The sequence below is a fragment of the Paenibacillus sp. genome (genome assembly GCF_035645235.1).
GTDB lineage: Bacteria > Bacillota > Bacilli > Paenibacillales > YIM-B00363 > Paenibacillus_AE.
In genome coordinates, this window is the sequence record NZ_DASQMZ010000011.1 from 19930 (window position 1) to 39577 (window position 19648).

At 62.9% G+C, this 19648-nt stretch carries 14 protein-coding genes and 1 riboswitch; of the genes, 5 read left to right on the forward strand and 9 right to left on the reverse strand.

Features of this window, described 5'->3' with window-relative positions; translation table 11 throughout:
- Positions 1-74: 74 nt before the first annotated feature.
- The gene (locus VEZ38_RS00680; protein WP_324890912.1) at positions 75-2870 is read right to left on the reverse strand and encodes an alpha-mannosidase; all 2796 of its coding nucleotides are present in this window, start codon (positions 2868-2870) and stop codon (positions 75-77) included.
- Positions 2871-3063: 193 nt separating this feature from the next.
- Positions 3064-4320, reverse strand: coding sequence for a GntR family transcriptional regulator (locus VEZ38_RS00685; RefSeq protein ID WP_324890914.1), 1257 nt, complete (start codon positions 4318-4320; stop codon positions 3064-3066).
- A 209-nt stretch (positions 4321-4529) separates the two neighbouring features.
- On the opposite strand from VEZ38_RS00685, the gene VEZ38_RS00690 reads away from it, so the two are divergent.
- The gene (locus VEZ38_RS00690; protein WP_324890916.1) at positions 4530-5555 is read left to right on the forward strand and encodes a phosphotransferase; all 1026 of its coding nucleotides are present in this window, start codon (positions 4530-4532) and stop codon (positions 5553-5555) included.
- A 71-nt stretch (positions 5556-5626) separates the two neighbouring features.
- Here VEZ38_RS00690 and VEZ38_RS00695 read toward each other — a convergent pair whose 3' ends face one another.
- The 3 genes from VEZ38_RS00695 to VEZ38_RS00705 form a co-directional block, all read right to left on the reverse strand.
- Positions 5627-6376, reverse strand: coding sequence for a MerR family transcriptional regulator (locus VEZ38_RS00695; RefSeq protein WP_324890919.1), 750 nt, complete (start codon positions 6374-6376; stop codon positions 5627-5629).
- Between the two features lie 123 nt (positions 6377-6499).
- Positions 6500-8701 (reverse strand): methyl-accepting chemotaxis protein, encoded by a 2202-nt coding sequence (locus VEZ38_RS00700; RefSeq protein ID WP_324890921.1) that lies wholly within the window; start codon positions 8699-8701, stop codon positions 6500-6502.
- A gap of 253 nt (positions 8702-8954) precedes the next feature.
- Positions 8955-10358, reverse strand: coding sequence for an MATE family efflux transporter (locus VEZ38_RS00705; protein WP_324890923.1), 1404 nt, complete (start codon positions 10356-10358; stop codon positions 8955-8957).
- A 160-nt stretch (positions 10359-10518) separates the two neighbouring features.
- Between VEZ38_RS00705 and VEZ38_RS00710 the strand changes: the two genes are divergently transcribed.
- From VEZ38_RS00710 to VEZ38_RS00720, 3 genes are all read left to right on the forward strand, one after another.
- Positions 10519-11199 (forward strand): NAD(P)H-dependent oxidoreductase, encoded by a 681-nt coding sequence (locus tag VEZ38_RS00710; protein ID WP_324890925.1) that lies wholly within the window; start codon positions 10519-10521, stop codon positions 11197-11199.
- 146 nt (positions 11200-11345) lie between these two features.
- A riboswitch (PreQ1 riboswitch) is annotated at positions 11346-11389 on the forward strand.
- A 112-nt stretch (positions 11390-11501) separates the two neighbouring features.
- Positions 11502-12002 (forward strand): preQ(1) synthase, encoded by a 501-nt coding sequence (queF, locus tag VEZ38_RS00715; RefSeq protein WP_324890927.1) that lies wholly within the window; start codon positions 11502-11504, stop codon positions 12000-12002.
- Positions 11999-12571: a VUT family protein gene (locus VEZ38_RS00720; RefSeq protein WP_324890929.1), complete on the forward strand. Its 573-nt coding sequence runs from the start codon at positions 11999-12001 to the stop codon at positions 12569-12571. Before queF ends, VEZ38_RS00720 begins: the two co-directional genes overlap by 4 nt.
- Before the next feature lie 27 nt (positions 12572-12598).
- Here the strand turns inward: VEZ38_RS00720 and VEZ38_RS00725 are convergent, their stop codons facing one another.
- From VEZ38_RS00725 to bioD, 4 genes are all read right to left on the reverse strand, one after another.
- Positions 12599-13081: a DUF2243 domain-containing protein gene (locus VEZ38_RS00725; protein WP_324890931.1), complete on the reverse strand. Its 483-nt coding sequence runs from the start codon at positions 13079-13081 to the stop codon at positions 12599-12601.
- Between the two features lie 118 nt (positions 13082-13199).
- Positions 13200-14408, reverse strand: a complete 1209-nt coding sequence (locus VEZ38_RS00730; RefSeq protein WP_324890933.1) for a PLP-dependent aminotransferase family protein — start codon at positions 14406-14408, stop codon at positions 13200-13202.
- 85 nt (positions 14409-14493) lie between these two features.
- On the reverse strand, positions 14494-14946 hold the full coding sequence (locus VEZ38_RS00735; RefSeq protein WP_324890935.1) for a DUF6376 family protein: 453 nt from the start codon (positions 14944-14946) through the stop codon (positions 14494-14496).
- A gap of 95 nt (positions 14947-15041) precedes the next feature.
- The gene (gene bioD, locus VEZ38_RS00740; protein WP_324890937.1) at positions 15042-15782 is read right to left on the reverse strand and encodes a dethiobiotin synthase; all 741 of its coding nucleotides are present in this window, start codon (positions 15780-15782) and stop codon (positions 15042-15044) included.
- A 234-nt stretch (positions 15783-16016) separates the two neighbouring features.
- Between bioD and VEZ38_RS00745 the strand changes: the two genes are divergently transcribed.
- On the forward strand, positions 16017-19595 hold the full coding sequence (locus VEZ38_RS00745; RefSeq protein WP_324890940.1) for a chemotaxis protein CheB: 3579 nt from the start codon (positions 16017-16019) through the stop codon (positions 19593-19595).
- Positions 19596-19648: the final 53 nt, after the last annotated feature.

Here is a 19648-nt window from a genome sequence, read left to right on the forward strand (position 1 = left end):
TGTATCGCGCACGCGGAACAGCCGACGCCCGGGCGCGAAAACCCGGGGTCGGCTGCCGACGCAAGCCTCGACTCTTATTGTCCGTCTATCGTGCCGTCCGTCCACTCCAGACCGATCGTCGCGATGCGCTTGGGCTCGAGCGTCAGCCGCAGCGCGGTCTCGCCCGGACGGAATCCGTCCGCGGGGGCGGCGTCCCGTTCGTCCAAGCTTAGCAGCGTCGCCGCCTTCAGCGGGCGCGCGAACATGATCGTCGCCGTCTGCGGCGCCTCGGAGGCGTTCCAAACGCGCAGCACGTCCCGGTCCGGGCGTTCCTCCGCCCGCTTCATCGCGCTCAACCGCACGTTCGGATTGTCGATCGACAGGTACGAGCGGCGCAACGGCAAGTCGCGCGCGCGAAGCTGGAGCGATTCCGCGGCTTCGCCGGCGCGCTTGACCGATACGCTCAAGAGATCGCACTCGTACCGATCCCGCTCCTCCGCCAGCCGCCCGAGCGATTCCTGCGGCTCGAACGGACGAATCGCGTATTCGAACGTCAGCTCCCGCAGCAGCTGCCCGCCGTCGCCGCCGTCGGTGAGCACCTCCGCGCCGGTGGAACGGAACAACGTCAATGCGACGGTGCGCGCCGCGTCGTCCCGCACCTCCGCCTCGTACAGCCCCTTCGCGAAGATCGCAAGACCGCCCGCATCGTCGCGCACCGCGAGAAAGCCGTCGTGCGGCTCCTCGGGCCGCGGATATTCCACGTAATCCGACCGATCCGGCTTCGCGACGCCGCGCGAGACGAAGTCGAACGGCGTGCCCGCCGCGTAGGACTCCGCCTTCCGCCCCGTCGGGAAGAGCGCCTTCAAACGATGATCCTTCGCCGCGTTATCGATGACGGTGCGGCAGCGCAGCACCGGGTCGTCCCGCCGCAGCTCGACGTAGGTGCGTACCGACAACCGTACGAGCGCGTCGGCGCGACGGACGCCGTCCGGCTCGACCGAAGCGGGGACGAAGAACGACTGCCCGATGAGCACCGTCGTCAGCAGCGGACCGTCCTCCTGCGCGCTGACGTGCAGGTCGGCTCCGCAGCTGACATACGTCTGGTTCACGAACGGCGCGATATGGTTCCAGCCTTCGCCGACGTCGCCCTCGTCCTCGAAGCGCAGCAGCCCCTCGTAGACGATGCCCGTCGCCCGGTCCGTTATGTCGATCGCTCCGTCGCCGCGGACGGCGACCTTCAGTCGGCCGTTGTCCCAAGCGGCGGCCCCGGCTCGCTGCGTGCCGAGCAGCCGCTTCGGCTGCACGACCGGCGGCGCGTATTCGCGCGCGGCCGGCGTCGGCACGACCGACTTCTCGACCGAATAGGCGGCATAGCCGCACGGCGGCAAGACCGCCCGGAACGCGATCGTCACGCGGTCGACCGTCTCCGCCCCCGGAATATCCCGGTACGGGCGAACCCGGCGGACGCTGTTTTTACGGACGGACACGAGCTGGAACGGAACCTCCCGGTTGTCGGCGTCGCGAAGCGTTAAGAAGCTGCCGCCGAGGAAGTTGCCCGCGCCGCCGCCGACGGAGAGGCCTCCGCGCTCGTCGTGAGGCAGCTCGAACTCGATGCGAGCGACCCCGTCATAGGGCGACGGCGACGGCTGAAAGACGACGACGACGCAGCCGCCATGCAGCGAGGCGGCATCGACGTGGTTCGCTACGTACAGCAGCTGTTCGCGCAGCATCCGTTCGGCGATCGAGCGGCTTTGGTCGAACCGGTACAGCATATCGCGGTGCACTTGATCGATCGAGCAGCCGCAGATCGAGTCGTGCGGGTGGTTTTGCAGCAAATACTCCCACGCCTTCGCGAGGAACGCCGCCGAGTACGGGCGCCCCTCCCAAGCCGCGAACACGCCCCACGGCTCCGCCCAACGCTCGAGCAACCGCTCGCCGCGACGGTTCGCCTGCTTTAGATGGACGCGGGACGAAGCGACGTTCGTCAGCACCCAGTTGTTCATGCCGTTGCGCCCGGGCGCGCGCTGTTCGCCGCGAAGCACGCGCAGCTCCCCGACCTCGCTCCGCAGCGCGCCGAGATAGTCCTCCAGCCGGGCGTGAACGAACTCGACCCCGCCCAGCTCCTCCTTGGCGCCGTTGAGCAGCTCCAGCATCCAGGGCAGCCGCGGCTCGATCTCGATATGGTCGACCCCGTCGAGCCCGAGCAGAAGCTCCGTCGTCGCGCGCTGCGCCTTATACGCAAGCATATCCTTCGCCCGGCGCTTGAGCTCCTCCTCGTCGTACGCGAAGCCCCGATCCGCGAAAGGCCAGCGCAGAAAGAAATAGAAGTCGCCGTACGACCGGTCCTCGTCGAGCTTCAGCCCGAGCACGCGGCTCCCGTCGGCCCCCTCCCACCATAGTTCCGAAGGACCGGCGTCGCCGTAAAGCCCCCGAAACATCACCGCGTTGTCGATGCCGAAGCCGCGTAGCAGCTGCGGAAGCTGGCTGTTATGCCCGAAGATGTCGACCACGTAGCCCGACTTGACCGGTTCGACGCCCATCGCCCGGCTTTGCCGGAAGCCGAGCAGCAGGTTCCGCACGAGCGATTCCCCGCTGACCAAAAATTCGTCCGGCATAACGTACCATGGCCCTACGTCGATGCGCCCCGCACGGATGAGCGCCAGGAGCCGCTCCCGGTTTTCCGGCCGGATCTCCAGATAGTCCTGTACCATGATCGTCTGCCCGTCCAAGAGGAAATGCCGATACGCCGGGTTCGCTTCCATCGTCTCGATCAATTCGTCCAGCATATATACGAGACGCGTCCGAAAGCCTTGAAAATCCTCGTACCATTCCCGATCCCAATGCGTATGCGATACGACGTACACTTTGCGGAACGCGCCCCGCTCTCCCATACCGACCTCACGCCCCAAATACGTATTATTTGTTATGTCGACATGTTAAATCCAAGACGCCCCGTTGTCAACGCTTTCTCCGCGCGCAAAAACCGTCTTTCGGCGTCATGAACATCCCCCCTGGGCGGGCGAAGTCCAATTGACACCAAATGCAGCTATTTTCTTCCCTGCCGTTGCTTATGCGCGCGGTCGTTCAAGTCGAACGGGGATGCGTCGACCGCAGCGGCACCAGCTTCGGCTCGAGCACGATCTTTCGGTAGTCCGGCCCAGGCCCCGACCCGGCGCCGAAGCCCTCGAAGCCCCAAGCCCCCGGGCTTCCGCCCGCCGCGCCGGCGAGCAACCCCGCCAGCGTCTCCGCGGCAAGCCGACCCATGCGCTCCTCCTGCTGATCGATATGCGTAAAGAACGACAGCTCCCGGCTCGGGGACGGATCGTCGAACGTCACGACGGACACATCCTCCGGCACGCGAAGGCCAAGGCGCCGCGCGACGCGCAGCAGATGCAGCGCCAGCCTGCCGTTCGTCGTTACGTAGGCGGACGCCCGCCGTTCGGCGACGCAGCGTTCCAGCGGATGCGACGGATTCGGCGCCGGCGTCTCCGTATCGACGGCGAGCTCCGTCAGCATCAACGCAGGGTCGACGAGCTCCCCGCGCGCCTTCAACGCCTTCATATACCCTTGGAGACGTTGATCGACGGTCGACGTCGACACCGGCACGTCGGAGACGATCGCGATGTCCCGATGCCCGAGCTCGTACAGATGGTCGACGGCGAGCGCCGCCCCCTTCGCACCGTCGGAGCCGACGTAGTGCGTCTCGAGCCCCGCCAGCGTCCGATCCACTACGACGAAAGGATACCGCTCCAGCTTCAGCCGCATAATTTCCTCGTTATGGGTTTCCGAATCGACCGGAAAGACGATGAGCCCCGCCGCGCCCATCGCCAAGCACTCCCGAATCGCCTCCGCTTCGCGCGCCGGGGAGTCATCGGTCAGCATCAACACGAGGCGCCAGCCGGCTTCGGCGAGCGCCCGGTAGATCCCGTTATAGAGACGCAGCGAGAAGGCATCCGCCAAGCTCGGCAGGAGGAGCGCCGCGAACGGCCGGACGACGGCCCGGGACGCAGCAGCGGCAGCAGCGGCAGTGGCAGCGGCAGCCGCAACAGCGCTAGCCGCAACAGCGCCAGCCGGCACCGCCGACGCCGCCGGAGCCGCCCAAGCCGACGTCGAAGCGACACCGCCCCCCGCGGAAGCCGGCACCCCTTCCACATAGCTGCCTCTCCCCTGAATGCGCCGAATCCATCCGTCCTGCGCGAGGCTCGCGAGCGCGTTCGACACCGTAATGCGGCTCACGCCGAAGCGCTCCATCCACTCCTTCTCCGTCGGGATCCGAAACCCGCGCTTCCACTCCCCCGATCCGATTCGCTCTTTAATGTACCCTTGAATTGCCTGGTACATCGGAACGCGTCCTTCCCGCATCGTTCATCCCCCGTCGCTCGTCCGTTACGATCGGCACTCGCTTTCTTTAGCGACAATATAACATATATAACAATCCCTTGGGAAAAGGATTCCCCCGCCGCTCCCCGCGGGCCGGCGGTTGACGTTCGTTCGCCGCCCCCCTACAATGGTAGCCGACAACCCCTAACGGAGACGGAGGCGCTGAGCCGATGAGAACAGCTTCGAAAGAACGAGACGCCGCCGAGGCGCTCGCTCGATTTTTCCCGGGAGGCGCGCCGAGCGTCGTAGCCGGCGCGAGCGGCATGAACAATACGACCCGTTTCGTCACCGAAGGCGGCGCGCGGTACGTGCTTCGCGTCTACGAGACGCACCGCGACGCGGCCAAGGTCCGCTACGAGCATGCCGTCCTCCTTGCCCTCGCTCGCATGCCCTTGCCGTTCCGAGTGCCGGAGCCGGTCCCGACGCCCGGCGGGGACACGGTCGTCTTCGCAGGAGACGGAAAGCCGGCCGCACTGTTCCGGTATCTCGACGGCGAGCGGCCGACGCTCTCGTCCCCCGAAGCGCTCGCCTCGTTCGGCCGGGCGGCTGGGGCGCTCAGCGCCGCGCTCGCGGACGTCCGCGTCGACGCCGAGCCGGCGTACCGGCCGTATTACGAGCTCGACGCGGCGCACCCTCGCTGCTCGCCGGACGCCGTCGCCCGCTTCTGCGAGGCGCCGCCCGAGCCGTTCGCGGCGCAGGCGCGGCCGCTGCGCGCGCTCGGCGGGCGGCTCGCCGACGTCCGGCGCGAGCTGCCGGCGCTGCGCGGGCTGCCGCACCAGCTCGTCCACGGCGACCTCAACGCCTCGAACGCGCTCACGACGAACCGCACCGACATTTCCGCGCTGCTCGACTTCGAGTTCGCGACGCGGGACGCGCGCGCGATGGAGGCGGCCGTCTGCGTGTCCGACCTGATCGGAGACGACCGCGGGAGCGACGACGACGCGATCGATCGCGTCGCCGCCTTCGCCAGAGGGTACCGGGACACCGGGCGGTGGACCTCCGCCGAGGCGGACGCGCTCCCGACGCTGCTGCGTCTGCGCCGGCTCGACGTCTTCCTCCATTTCCTCGGGAGATATTGGGACGGCGTCGACGACGCGGACGTGCTGCGGGCGCAGATCGAGTCGGCCGCGCGGACGCTCGACCGGCTCGATCGGCTGGAGGGCGCGCTGCGCGAGCGCTGGGCCGCGTCCGAATGAACGCCGAAGGGCCGCCCGCGGCGCCGGAAACCTCGACGCGCGGCGCGGCCCTTCGGCGCGCTTTCCCTGCCTTACCCGTTGCGGCGGTCGGCGAAGACGGCCATGGCGTCCCGCATAAACGTCGCAAGCCCTTCGCCGTGCTTGTCGATGTTGTTCGTGAACCGTTCGTCGTCCACGTACATCTGTCCGAGCCCCTTGAACGCTTCAAGCGAGTAATGATGCCCGAAGCTCCCGTTCAGGAATTCGTACCAGGCCCGGATCGCCTCCTGCGCTTCGTCGCCGTCCGCCGGCCCGTGCCGGAGCGCGGCCAGCCGCTCGTAGATGGCGCCCATGCGCTCGCCCAGCGCTTGCTGCTGCTCCTTCGTTAAGCTTTGCACCTTCGCGTTCGACGCGTCCACGGCCCGGTCGCCCCACCGCTCCCGCGCCTCCTGCTCGTACGGATTGCGGCTGAAATCGAAGCCCTCGAACTTTTCCTCGTTCGTCATCGAAATTTCTCCTTTCGCGTGGCGGATCGTCTTCTCCAGCGTCGCGAGCACCTTATCGAGCCGATCGCGCTTCTCGAGCAGCAGCTTCCGATGCAGCTCCAGCGCGCGTTCCCGATCGAAGTCCGGCGCGTCGAGGACGTCCCGAATCTTTTTCAAAGGAAGATCCAGCTCGCGTAAAAACAAGATTTGCTGCAGCCGCTCGAGATCGCCGTCGTCGTACATGCGGTAGCCGGCTTCCGTCACATGTCCCGGCGTCAACAAACCGATCTCGTCGTAATGATGCAGCGTGCGCACGCTGATCCCGACCAATGCCGCAACCTCGCTCACCTTCATCATGCGGATGACCTCCCTTTCGATATTCAGCGTAAACCATCACGTAACGGGAGAGTCAACGATATTTTTCGGGGAAAAGGAAAAATAGACCGGAGGGCGTCCGCCCAACCGATCTTCTTCCCCGCCTTACCTGCCTCGCTGCTCCGTCAGCTTGAACTGCTCCACGAGGCCGAGGAGCGACCGCGTAATCGCATCCACGCTCTCCGACGTGCCGCGCACATGCGACATGTCCAGCTTCAAATCCTTCACGGTGCTCTCCACCTCGTTGGAAATTTTCCGGTTCTCGATGCTGACCGCCGAAATTTTCTCCATCAGCTCGACCACCTCGTCGACGACCTGCGTCTTGAGCGAATCGTCCGCGTTCGCGCTCGACAGCAGCTCGGAGGCGGTCGCGACCATCGTCGCGCCCTCGATGACGACCCTCGTCCCTTCCTCCATCGACTCATTCGCTTCCTTCGCCTTCCGCCCGATCTGCTGCAGCGTCTCGCTGATTTTGATCGTCGACAGCTTCGTCAAATCCGCGAGCTTGCGAATTTCGCCGGCGACGACGGCGAAGCCGCGGCCGTGCTCGCCGACGCGCGCCGCCTCGATCGATGCGTTGAGCGATAACAGGTTCGTCTGCGCCGAAATTTCCTCGATCGTCTGCAGCAGCTGCCCGATCTCCTCGGTTGTGCCGAGGAACGAGCGGATCGTCCGATTCGACTCCTCGACCTTCTCCTGAATATTCCGCATCTTCTCGCCGATCCGCTCGACCTCGGAATGAGCCACTGCGATGTGCTCCGACGCCTTCTCCTCCAGCTCCCGGAGCGTGCCGCTCATATGGCGGGAGACATCCTTGGCGACGTCGAGGTCCTTCAGCTGCAGCCGAATCCCTTGGATCATGGCGTCGATTTTCTCGCTTACCCGCAGCGTGGAACGCTCAGAGGACGCCGTCGACTCGTCCAGCCGCACCTGGCTTTCCTTCACCTCGCCGGTCGCCCGCTTGACGCGAATCATGATGCCCTCGAGCGAATCGATCATATTGTTGATCCACTTCGCGAGCTCTTTCATTTCGTCGTTCGCGAATTCGCGAATGTTCAGACGCTGCGTCAGGTCGCCTTCCCCCTCCGCGTTCAAGCGGATGAACCGATTGATTTTCCGCAAGTGCTCGATCGCCGGGTCGGTGCCTCTCCGTTGGATCCGCTGCGCCCCGATGAGACCATAGAGCAAGTTCGCGACGGCGTACGCTTCGCCGGGAATCGCGGGGACGTACGTCAGCAGCCAGTATAAGCCGTAATTCAGCGCCATCAGCCCGGCAATGAACCACAGATGCATGCGTTTGACGTTCCAGCTGAGGCCCCGAACGCGGTACACCTCTTCCAAGTCTCCCTCGCACATCATGCCCCAGACGTCCGGACAGTGCGGGAGCTGGAACGTGACGCCTTTGCCGATGACCGGGATGTGGCGGTAATCGGGATATGCCGGGAATTCGACGAATAAATTATGCCCCTTGGCGATCGTGTTCGCGACGCCCGGGTGCAGCTCGTTCGTCGCCGGATCGGTGAACCGCAGCTCCAGCTCCGTATGCCGCTTTACGCTGACGATGCCGTACGCGGTGCGGACGCCGTCCTTCAGGTTGTCGCCGTGCGTGAACGTCAAATCCTCGAAACGGCTGCGCGAGAGCGCCGTGCCCGGCGCGATGTGCCGCTGCAGCACCGGCATCGCCATGAAAATATAATTGTCTCCGGAATCAGGGTACACATGCCCGGACTCGCGCTGGATCAGATCGCCCACGACGTCGTTCGGCACGCGCCCGCAAATCGCCCCGGCGTACGCGCCGCGCTCCAGCACGGGAGCGATGAACATCAAGGTGACCTCGTCATGGAACGACGACGTGCTCGGTCCGATCGCCAGCGTGAGCGGATCGGTATACGGACCGAAGAGGCATTTCTTCCCGTCCTTCGCTTGGCCGAGTCCGGGCGCGATTACCGCGTCGTCCCGGTATACCGCGCCGACGTGGGACGCATAAGTCGACGCCTTCACTGCGCCGTGCGCGTCCAGCAGGAATACCTCCGAAAAATCCGGCCCCCTCTTGCGCGCCCCCGCAAGCAAACGCTCCACGAACGCGCCGTCCGCGAGCGCGGACGCATACGACCGCTCTTCCGCCCTTAATGCGTCCCGCAGCTTGTCGAGATGCGACCAATAATCCTCGGCCCACGTCTTCAGCAGCTGCATCCTCGTCTGCGCGATGCCCTCGAAAATTTCTTCGACGTCGTGCTTTAAGTGCCGATTCAACCGATACGACCAACATAGCGGCAACCCCGTCTTCCAACCAAGCCAATCGAACATCCGGTTCCCCTCCTCGCCGTGTTTCGACGCGGCGCCTCTCTCTCTTTGCCCTTCCGCCCCGCCGAATCCTGTTGTATTTTCATTCTGTTTTCATTTTTATACAAAACGAAATCCAGTTCAACTAACATGTAATTTATATGTCAGATATATTTTCACGAAAAGGCATAAATAAACCCCCGAACGCTCAATAACTCGCATTGGCGTCGGAGGAATGTTAGGTTTCGGATGAAAAAGGTTTCTGCTAGGCATCCGCCTAGCCGAAAGCCGCCGGCTGCGTGCCTTCCGGCTGCGGCGCGACGAACGACTTGCGCTCCCATACTCGGCTGCGCCAGCGGAAAAACATGACGATGCCGCGGATCCATTCGTCGGCGACGATCGCGAGGAAGACGCCCGCGAGCCCGAGCCCTGCATGGAACGCTAGGTAATATCCCAACGGCAGGCTGATGCCGACCATGGAGACGAAGCCCATGTATACCGAAATTTTCGCGTCGCCGGCCGCTCGCAGCGCGTTAATGAGAATGAGGTTGAAGCACCGCCCCGGCTCGAGCAGCAGCGAAATGAGGATGACCTGCGCGGCCAGCGCCGCGACGGCGGCGTCGTCCGTGAACAGGCTAATGATCGGCGCGCGCGCCCACACGATGACCCCGTTGACCAGCACGGTAATCGCGAGCCCCCAACGCAAACTTTGCCATACGCGCCGATAAGCGTCGTCTTTCCGGCCAGCCCCGATCAGCCGGCCGGCGACGATCGCGGTTCCCATGCCGAGCGCCGCGCTGAACAGAAAGACGAACTGCGTAATGTTCATGACGTATTGCCGCGAGGCGAGCTCGGCCGCGCCGAGGAAGGTGACGTAATACAAAAACACGGACTGGCAAGCGTGGTACGTGACCTGTTCCAAGCCCGACGGAACGCCGACCGCCATAATGTTCCGAATATATTCCTTCGCGAACGATACGTAATAACGCAGTCGAATGCGAACGTCCATCACGCGATACAGCAGCCAGAGGAAAACGATCGCGGCGACGGCGCGGCTCGCGACCGTCGAAATCGCCGCGCCCGCCACGCCGAGCTCCGGCGCGCCGAGATGGCCGAAGATCAGCGCGTAGTTGCCGACGACGTTAAGCACGTTCATGCCGAGGGTGACGTACATCGATTCGCGAGTGAACCCGTACGTCCGAATCAGACCCGCCATCGTATTGATCAGCGCCTGCAGCACGAGCCAGCCGCCCACGATGCCGAGATACGCCCGCGCATGCTCGAGAATGACGCCGTGCAAATTCGCCGCCCGCAGAAGCGGGTCTCCGAACGCGAGGAACGCCGCGCTCACCGCGAGCCCGAGCCCCAGGTTCAGCGTCATCGCGATGCCCGCGACCCGAGCGGCTTCCGCCCGCAGGCGCGCGCCGATATATTGAGCGACGACGATCGCGGCGCCGTTCGCGACGATCTCCATCAGCAAGATCGCAATCATGACGAACTGGTTCGCCACGCCGACCGCCGACACCGCATCGTCCGACACGGCGCTTAACATCAGCGTATCCACGCTGCCCATCAGCATAAACAACGCGAGCTCGAGAAAAATCGGCCACGTCAATCCGAATATTTTTAAATCCGCGGGCGTTCCGGGCGCCTTGCCGGTTCGTGCGCTCTCCCCACTCATTGCCGCTTCACCGTTCCTGTCCGACCCCTATTTTCGCATCGATGAACGCAGGTATCGTAGCATACTTGCCCGCGGTTTTCATCCCCCATTCCGCGCGGTCGAGTCCCCTTCGTTTGGGGCGCCGCGCAGACAGAGGTATAATAAACACGAAACCATACGGATGGAGGAGTCGCAAGTGGAAAAAGAAGCCATATTGGAAGCGTTCCGTTTCCGCCACGCCTGCAAGGAGTTCGACCCCGCCCGCCGGGTGTCCGACGAAGATTTCGCTTTTATTTTGGAAACCGGCCGCCTCTCCCCGAGCTCCTTCGGCTTCGAGCCGTGGCGGTTCGTCGTGCTTCAAAACCCGGAGCAACGCGCCAAGCTGCTGCCGGTTACCTGGGGCGGGCAGAAAAGCATCCCGACGGCCAGCCATCTGCTCCTCCTGCTGACGCGCACGAAAGACAACTTCTTGCCGGACGCCGAGTACGTCGTGCGCATCAAGAAAGAGCTGCAGGGCATTCCGGACGAAGCGTTCGAAGGGTTTCGCAAGCGGCTGGACACGTTCCTGACTTCGGACTTTCGGCTGATCGACAACGAGCGGGCCATGTTCGAATGGGCCAGCCGCCAGACCTACATCGCGCTCGGCAATATGATGACCTCCGCGGCCTGCATCGGCGTCGACACTTGCCCGATCGAGGGCTTTGACAAGGAAGCCGTCGAGGCGATCCTCCGGGAGGACGGCATCTTGGACGCGCAAGGCGAGTTCGGCCTCTCCTGCATGCTCGCCTTCGGATACCGCGTGCGCGAGCCGCGGCCGAAGACGAGGCGCCCGATCGAGGAAGTCGTGCAATGGGTCCGATGAGCCGCGCGGCGGGGGCGTAAAGAAAACCTCGGCGCCCGGACGGCGCCGAGGTTCCTTTTTCCATAAAAATGGCTTTGTCATCCAAGGAGAAACCTGCTATAGTCGATACGAAATCGCAAAGAAGAAATCCGTCGCCGCTGCCGGCGCCGGGAGAGGTTCGCGAACTCCCTCTATAAAAAACTAAGGCCGGTGCAAGGGCTAAGCCCTGCGCTTGCTTCGTTTTGCGACTGGAGCATGGTTCTCGAAATCTCGTCTTCTTTTCCGACCCGGGCTTGCCCGAAGAAAAGAGAGGGGATTTTTTTATGTCCGAAGGAAGAACGAAGGAACAATTGCAGGGCGTCACGCTGCTCGGCAATCAGGGGACAAAGTACGCCTATACGTACGATCCTTCCCTGTTGGAGACGTTCGAAAACAAACACCCGAATCGGGACACGTTCGTCAAGTTTAATTGCCCCGAATTTACCAGCCTCTGTCCGATGACCGGACAGCCGGACTTCGCCACGATGTACATCAGCTACATCGCCGACCGGAGGATGGTCGAGAGCAAGTCGCTGAAGCTGTATTTGTTCAGCTTTCGAAACCATGGGGATTTTCACGAGGATTGCGTCAATATCATTATGAACGACCTGATCGACGCGATGCAGCCCCGATACATCGAGGTTTGGGGGAAATTCACGCCGCGGGGCGGCATTTCGATCGACCCGTACTGCAACTGGGGTCGTCCCGGCACGAAATACGAAGCGATGGCCGAACACCGGCTGCTGAACCACGACCTCGCTCCGGAGAAGGTGGATAACCGATGAACAAGCTTACGGCCCTGCTCTTCGTCGCTTTGTACCTCGCTTCCATCGTCGCCGCCAACGTCGTGACGGCGGCGTTCGCGCCCGTCCCGCTCGGCGCGCTGCTCGTGCCGGCGGGCTCGTTCCTGATCGGCGCCGTCTTCGTCCTGCGCGACCTCGTCCAGCGGGCGATCGGCCGGAAATACACGTATGCGGCGATCGCGGCCGCGCTGCTGCTTTCCGCCGCCGTGTCCGCCGCGCTCGGGGACACCCTCTGGATCGTCTTCGCGTCCAGCCTCGCCTTCCTCGCGTCGGAGACGGCGGACACGGAAGTCTATTCCCGCCTGAAGCTTCCGCTCGGGTGGCGCGTCTTCTACAGCGGCTTGGTCGGCGGCTTCCTCGACAGCGCGCTGTTCGTCGTCGTCGGCCTGTCGCCGATCGGCGCCGGCTTCCTCCCTTGGGAGGCCGTCGGACTCGCGATCAGCGGCCAAGTCGTCGTCAAATCGGCGCTGCAGCTCGCAGGCGCCGCGTTGATCGGCTGGGCGTCCGCCCGCCGGCCGGCGACGGCAGACGCGGCTGCGCCCGAAGCGTAACGTCCCCGGCCGAGGCGGGGACGTTCGTTACGCCCCGACGGCCCGCTTGCGCCCGCGGCCGTCGGCATGCTGCCGAATCGCGTAGCCGATCGCGTACAGCAAGACGCCCGAAGCCAGGAAGGCCAAATCGTACAACAGCTCCTGCGGATGCCCCGGCCTGACATGATGCACCTGCAGGAGATGGTGATTGACGAGCCCCTCGACGACGTTGAAGCCGCCGGCGCCGACGAGCGCGCCTCCGAACAGGAGCCGCCTTCCACGCTCGACGCCGCCCGGGTGGCCGGCGCGCCATAACAGCACCGCGCCGAAGACGAGCGCGACGACCGTGGCGGCATGGAACAAGCCGTCGCTCACGATTTGCCCGTGGCGATGCGTGTGCATGTACACGCTATGCCACTGGAGCAGCTGGTGGAAGACGACCCCGTCGAACGCGCCCGCCAGACCGATGCCTAGTAAGAGACTTCCGTAATTTAATCGCTTCCGTTTCTCTTCCGTTTCTATAGAAGACATGACGAATCGCCTCCGCGAAGGTTTTCTATCATTGTAGCCATCCCCGCGGAGGTTTATACGATTCTATTAATCGCAAGGGGCGGCGCGATAGATTCGCGCCGCCCCTTCGTCGTTCTCGTCACTTCGCCGGCATCGCCGCCGCATATCGCTCGATCGCCCGCGCCAGCCGCGCGAGGCCTTCCGGCACGAGAGCGGGCGGCGTGTGCGTGAAGTTGATTCGCAGCGTATTGCGCGCCGGAGCGCCCGCGTAGAACGGCTCGCCCGGCACGAAGGCGACGCCTTCCTCCACCGCCAGCTTCAACAGGTCGGCCGCGACGTACGTCTCCGGCAAAGACGCCCAGAGGAACATGCCGCCCGTCGGCCGGTTGTACCGAAGGAGCGACCACGGCTCCCCCGTCATGCCGGCGACGACGCCTTCCATCCGCTCGCGGTACATCCGGCGAATTCCGTCGATATGCCCTTGGAGATCCCAGCGGGTAACGAGCTCAAGCAGCGCCCATTGGTCGATCGCGCTCGAATGCAAGTCCGATGCCTGCTTCGCCTTGGCCATCATGCGGATGACGTCCGCCGGACCCGCCGCGAAGCCGGTGCGCAGCGCCGGCGCCACCGTCTTCGAGAACGAGCCCAAGTACAGCGCGTTGCCTTCCCCGCCGTGCGCCGCGTCGAGCCCGAATAACGCATCGACGCGCTTGCCGTCCTCGAACCGGATGTCGCCGTACGGGTCGTCCTCGATGACGAGCGCCCCGTGCGCGCGCGCCAACTCGACGAGCGCGCGGCGGCGCTCCGCCGACCACGTCTTGCCGCCGGGATTCGAGAACGTCGGCGTGACATAGACGATCTTCGGCCGATGCGTCCGCAGCTTCGCCTCCAAATCGTCCGGCAGCATGCCCTCGTCGTCGGAGTCGACCTCCGCCGCGCGGGCGTCCGCAAGCGACAGCGCCTGCAGCGCGGCCAGGTAGGTCGGCCGCTCGACAAGCACCGTGTCGCCGGGATCGAGCATGACGCGGAACGCCAAGTCGATAGCCTGCTGCGAGCCGGTCGTCACCAACAGCCGATCGGCGGACGTCGAGACGCCCTTCTCGGCCAAGAACCCCGTCAGCCACTCCCGAAGCGCCGGCACGCCCTCCGTCACGCCGTATTGAAGCGCTCCCGCGCCTCGCTCGAATACGCGCTCGTACGCCGCGCGGATCGCCTCGGCCGGGAACGAATCCTCCGCCGGCAGCCCGCCCGCGAAGGACAGCACCCTCGAGCTTTGCGTCAATTTCAAAATTTCGCGCACTGCGGACGTCTGCGCCCGCTCGATCGTCTTCGAAAACGCTCGTTCCATCGTTGCTCTACCCCCAGCTATATCGCCCTTGTCTTTGTACCAAAGTAACACATCCGGGCGAATCCGTAAACGGCGTCGACGCTCGTCATTGCTGCAGCCGCTCGAGCTGCTGCAGCAGCTCCGTCATGTTCCGGATCGTCTCGAGCATCGGCGCCTGCGCCAGCGCGTCGAGATCGATGACGTTCTCGTCGATCTGCCGCAGGTAGCCGTCTATTTGCTCCCGAACCGTCTCGTTGTACGCGACGAACCGCGCATGCACGTCCTCGGCGAACGCAGGCGCCTGCAGCGCGTCGAACGCCGCGATCTCGGCCTTCATCGCCTCCAGCTCCTGCCGGAGCCGTTCGATCGTCTCCGGATTCGTCAGCGCCTGCTCCGCGAGCAGCGGCACCTGCTCCGCGAACCGGTTCGCGTCGTTCACGAACGCCGTCGCCTCCGTCGCGTAGTTCAGCGTCGTGTTGACCTGTTCCAGCAGCGAGCAGCCCGTCAACAGAGTCGCAAATAGCGCGGCAATAATCGCGAATTTCTTAGAAAGCTTCATTGGATGCGGTCCCCTCCCGGCATAATACGCGTGATATCTATGTATACCCCGTATCGCGCCCGACGGTTTCAAACTTCGCCGCACCGGCGGCGGCTTCAGGGCAGCCTGCCCGCGTCCAACAAAGGTTCGGCGTCGAGCGCGCCTGCCGCGACTTCGGCCCACCGTTCGCGCCAGTCGGCCCAGTCGCGCTCGGTTTCCGGCGCCTCCGCGATCCAGGGCAGCATGCCGAGGACGGGGACGCCGCCGAACCGCTCGATCATCATAGCGTTCTCTCGCATGACGTCCGCCTGACCGTCGCGAAACCCGTTCAGCACGACGCCGGCCGGCGTCAGTCCGGCTTGCCGGGCATACGAGATCGTCAATAACGTATGATTGACCGTGCCGATGCCCGGCCGGGCGACGATCAACAAGGGCAGTTCCAGCGCCGACGCCAGATCGGCGACGACGCAGGCGTCGGTCAGCGGCACGGCGAGGCCGCCGGCGCCGTCGACGACGGTATAATCGGCCGCATGCAACCGCCGGTGCCCTTCCTCCGCGAGCTGGGAGAGGGAGATACGCTCGCCGGCGCGCTGCGCGGCCATCCAAGGCAGCACCGCATCGGGGAACGCATAGGTGCTGGCCTCGCTCTCCCGAACCGGAAGCCCGCTGCCGCGGACGAGCCGGACGCCGTCCGCCTGCACGCCCCCGGTCGCGCCGGTCTCCACCGGCTTCCAGACTCCGACGGTGCTGCCGCCCGCCGCTTGAAACTTTCTGTCGATGTGCAGCGCCAACACCGAGGCGACATGCGTCATGCCCACGCCCGTATCGGTGCCGACGACGAAGACGCCCCGCTTCATGCGTTCGCCCGCCCTTCGTGTTTTCGACTTGTTTCTATTATCATAGCAGGAATGCGGCGCTTACGTCATGCGGCAATTCCGGCCCGCCGGGCGCCTCGCGGCCGCCGCGCCGTGAATTTTGTCGAGATATGGTATACTTTAATCTTATTTTCGACAGCCTTTTCCCTTTCAAGCGCTCCGGTTTTCGTATAGAATGAATTTGATCGAACACTTCCTATGTTAGGAGCACGGTTCATGACGAAGCACAACAAGGGGGACTCGCTGTTCGTCGTGGGCATCGGCGCCTCAGCCGGCGGCTTAGAAGCGCTCCACATGCTCTTCGACCATATGAAGCCCGATATCGGGGCTGCGTTCGTCATCATCCAGCATCTGTCCCCGAATTATAAGAGCTTTATGGCCGAACTGCTGCAGCCACATACGAAGATGCCCGTGCATATCGCGGAGCACGACATGACTTTAAAGAAAGACAATATATACTTGATTCCACCGAACAAAAGCATGACCCTGCACGGCGGCAAGTTGCAGCTGTCGGACAAAACCGGCGGCCTGCACCTGCCGATCGATATCTTCTTCCACTCGCTGGCGATGGACCGAGGCCGGTACGCCATCGGAGTTATTCTGTCCGGCACGGGCAGCGACGGCTCCAAAGGCATCGCCTCGATTAAGGAGAACGGCGGCCTCGTGCTCGCCCAAGACGATCGTTCCGCGAAATTCGACGGCATGCCGAAGAGCGCCATGCTGACCGGCCTCGTCGACAACGTCGTCTCGCCGGCGGAGATGCAGCGCAAGATCGAGGCCTTCATCGCCGGAGACGTCATCGTGCCGGACGTTCACGACCCGATGCAAGTGCCGGATCCGACCGAGACGCAGATCGGCGAGCTGTTCGACTTGCTGCGAGCGAAAACTTCCATCGACTTTACCGAATACAAACGAGCCGGGGTGCTTCGCAGAATTCAGCGGCGCATGGTAATGAGCCGGATATTGGATTACGATCAATACATCGACCTGCTCCGGCAGGACGTACGCGAAATTTCGCTGCTCCATAAGGACTTGCTCATCGGCGTCACCCATTTCTTCCGGGACGCGAAGGCGTTCGAGGCGATCGCGACGAAGGTCATTCCCCAAATCTTCGAAAACAAGAAGGAAGAATCCGAGATCCGCGTTTGGGTCGCGGGCTGTTCGACCGGCGAAGAGGCATACTCGCTGGCCGTCTTGTTTATGGATCAGATGCAGAAGTCCGGGAAGAAGCTGAATTTGAAAATATTCGCGACCGATCTGGACAAGCAGTCCGTCGATTACGCCAGCCAAGGCACGTACCCGAATACGATCGCCCAGGCCGTCCCCCCCGACCTGTTGAGTAAGTATTTTATCCCTCGGCACGACAGTTACACGATTTCCGATGAAATTCGCAAGAGAATTATATTCGCGCCGCATAACATCATCAAAGATCCGCCGTTTATAAACATGGATTTGATTACCTGCCGCAACATGCTGATTTACTTGCAGCCTAAGATGCAACAACGCGTCATCTCCTTGTTTCATTTCGCCTTGAACCCCAGAGGGTTTCTGTTCCTGGGTCCGAGCGAGACGATCGGCCGGTTAGGAGGACTCTTTACGATTTTCGACAAGCGATGGAACATCTTCCAACAGAACGAAGCGCCCGCGGGCAGCTCCTATAGCGCGATCGGCATCTCCGACCAATTGAACGATAAGACGAGCGGTGCCCGGCCCCCGGCCGAGCCGAGCTACACGTTCCGGCAGCTGAAGCAGCAGCGCCGCACGGACGACATGAACTTGACGTACCTCGAGGAGCATTTCCCGCCGTCCATCGTCGTGGACGAGCACCTCGACATCGTGCATATGACTGGGCGAATCGAACCTTTCATCGCGATGTCCAAGGGCAAGCCGAGCCTGAACGTACACAAGATGTTCCACAGCCATCTATCCGTCGCGATCGTCACGGCGCTGCACAAGGCGCGCAAAGAACGAAAAGAACTCGTCTACCGAAATTTTAAAACGGGCCTCGCGGACGCGCCGGTCATCGACCTGACGATCCGTCCGTTCTCCCTGACAAATAAAGCATACGAGCATCTGTTGATCGTCATCTTCGCGAAGTCGCAAGTCGAGTCGGCGGCGCCGCAGGACGAGAAGCAGGAACTGGAAAGCAACGTAAACCAACGCGTGCTCGATTTGGAGCAGGAGCTGCTCCGCGCCGAGGAGACGCTGCAGATTACGATCGAAGAGCTCGAGACGTCCAACGAGGAGCTGCAGGCGACGAACGAGGAGCTGGTCGCGGCGAACGAAGAGCTGCAGAGCGCGAACGAAGAACTGCAATCCGTGAACGAGGAGCTGCTCACGCTCAACTCGGAGTATCAGGGAAAAATCCAAGAGATGACCGAGCTCAACAACGACATGGACAACTTCCTGACCTCCACGCGGATCGGCACCATCTTCCTCGACACCGAGATGCGTGTGCGCCGGTTTACGCCCGCGGTCACGAACGAAATTCATCTGCTCGACATCGATATCGGAAGGCCGATCAGCCATATTAAGCACCACTTCGAGTACGACGACCTTCTCGCCGACGCGAAGCAGGTGCTCCAGACGCTCGTCCCGGTCGAACGCGAGGTGAAGAGCTCTACCGGCAAGTGGTATAGCTTGCGCATCCTTCCGTACCGAACGGCCGATCAGTTCGTGCAGGGCACCGTCATTACGTTCGTCGACATCACGGACTTGAAGCTGCTCAACGACGAGCTGAAGATCATCTCCTACGCGATCGATCAAAGCCCGAGCATCGTCGTCATCGCCGATCCGAACGGCTTGATCGAATACGTCAATCCGAAGTTCACGACGCAGACGCTCATTCCGAAGGAAGAGATCGTCGGCAAACATCTTCACACCATTAACCGGTGGGAGCTGTCCTCCGAGCCGTTCCGAGACGTGTGGGCGAAGGTGCAGCAAGGAATGAAGTGGACCGGCCAGCTGAAGTCGCGCAAGAAGGACGGCACGTTGTATTGGGAGGAGCTGGCGCTCGTCCCGATTTTGGACGACGACGGCCGCCTCATTCATGTGCTGAAGGTCGCCTCGGATATTAGCGACCAGAAGATGTCCGAAGAGCTGCTTCGCAAATCCGAGATGCTGTCCGCCGTCGGCCAGCTCGCCGCCGGCATCGCGCACGAAATCCGGAACCCGCTGACGTCGCTGAAGGGGTTTACGAAGCTGATCGGCACCGGACGCAGCAACACGAAGTACTTGGAAATCATGAGCAAGGAGCTCGAGCGCATCGAAGAAATCATCAGCGAGCTGCTGATGCTCTCGAAGCATAAGCCGAACGACTTCCTCCCGAACGAGGTCAACGACATCTTGAACGACGTCAAGCTGCTGCTCGATACGCAAGCGATTATGAGCAACGTCGATATCGTCTGCGAATTCGACGATTCGCTCCCGCCAGTGTTCTGCAACGAGAACGAGCTTAAGCAGGTGTTTATCAACCTGCTCAAGAACGGCATCGAGTCCATGCCCCAGGGCGGCAAGCTGCTCATCAAGACGGAAAACATCCACAACCATAAAGTGCGCATCCTGTTCGTCGACGAAGGCGTCGGCATCCCGAAGGAGGCGCTCGCGCGCCTCGGCGAACCGTTCTACACGACGAAGGAGAAGGGTACCGGCCTCGGGTTGATGATTTGTTATCAAATTCTCGAAAATTTGCAAGGCACCCTTCGGTTCGCAAGCGAATTCGGCCTCGGCACTTCGGTCGAAATCACGCTGCCGGCCTATAATTACTTGGAGCATACAAACGACTTTAACGTATAAAAAAGAAGGGATCGGCCCGGGAAGCTGCGCATGCTCCCCGGGCCGATCCCTTC

Coding starts and splice junctions, on each gene's coding strand:
- VEZ38_RS00705 (WP_324890923.1), bottom strand. CDS start 10,358: ATGAGTGGGGAGAGCGCACGAACCGGCAAGGCGCCCGGAACGCCCGCG.
- VEZ38_RS00685 (WP_324890914.1), bottom strand. CDS start 4,320: ATGTACCAGGCAATTCAAGGGTACATTAAAGAGCGAATCGGATCGGGG.
- bioD (WP_324890937.1), bottom strand. CDS start 15,782: ATGAAGCGGGGCGTCTTCGTCGTCGGCACCGATACGGGCGTGGGCATG.
- VEZ38_RS00710 (WP_324890925.1), top strand. CDS start 10,519: ATGGAGGAGTCGCAAGTGGAAAAAGAAGCCATATTGGAAGCGTTCCGT.
- VEZ38_RS00680 (WP_324890912.1), bottom strand. CDS start 2,870: ATGGGAGAGCGGGGCGCGTTCCGCAAAGTGTACGTCGTATCGCATACG.
- VEZ38_RS00730 (WP_324890933.1), bottom strand. CDS start 14,408: ATGGAACGAGCGTTTTCGAAGACGATCGAGCGGGCGCAGACGTCCGCA.
- VEZ38_RS00695 (WP_324890919.1), bottom strand. CDS start 6,376: ATGATGAAGGTGAGCGAGGTTGCGGCATTGGTCGGGATCAGCGTGCGC.
- queF (WP_324890927.1), top strand. CDS start 11,502: ATGTCCGAAGGAAGAACGAAGGAACAATTGCAGGGCGTCACGCTGCTC.
- VEZ38_RS00745 (WP_324890940.1), top strand. CDS start 16,017: ATGACGAAGCACAACAAGGGGGACTCGCTGTTCGTCGTGGGCATCGGC.
- VEZ38_RS00725 (WP_324890931.1), bottom strand. CDS start 13,081: ATGTCTTCTATAGAAACGGAAGAGAAACGGAAGCGATTAAATTACGGA.
- VEZ38_RS00720 (WP_324890929.1), top strand. CDS start 11,999: ATGAACAAGCTTACGGCCCTGCTCTTCGTCGCTTTGTACCTCGCTTCC.
- VEZ38_RS00700 (WP_324890921.1), bottom strand. CDS start 8,701: ATGTTCGATTGGCTTGGTTGGAAGACGGGGTTGCCGCTATGTTGGTCG.
- VEZ38_RS00690 (WP_324890916.1), top strand. CDS start 4,530: ATGAGAACAGCTTCGAAAGAACGAGACGCCGCCGAGGCGCTCGCTCGA.
- VEZ38_RS00735 (WP_324890935.1), bottom strand. CDS start 14,946: ATGAAGCTTTCTAAGAAATTCGCGATTATTGCCGCGCTATTTGCGACT.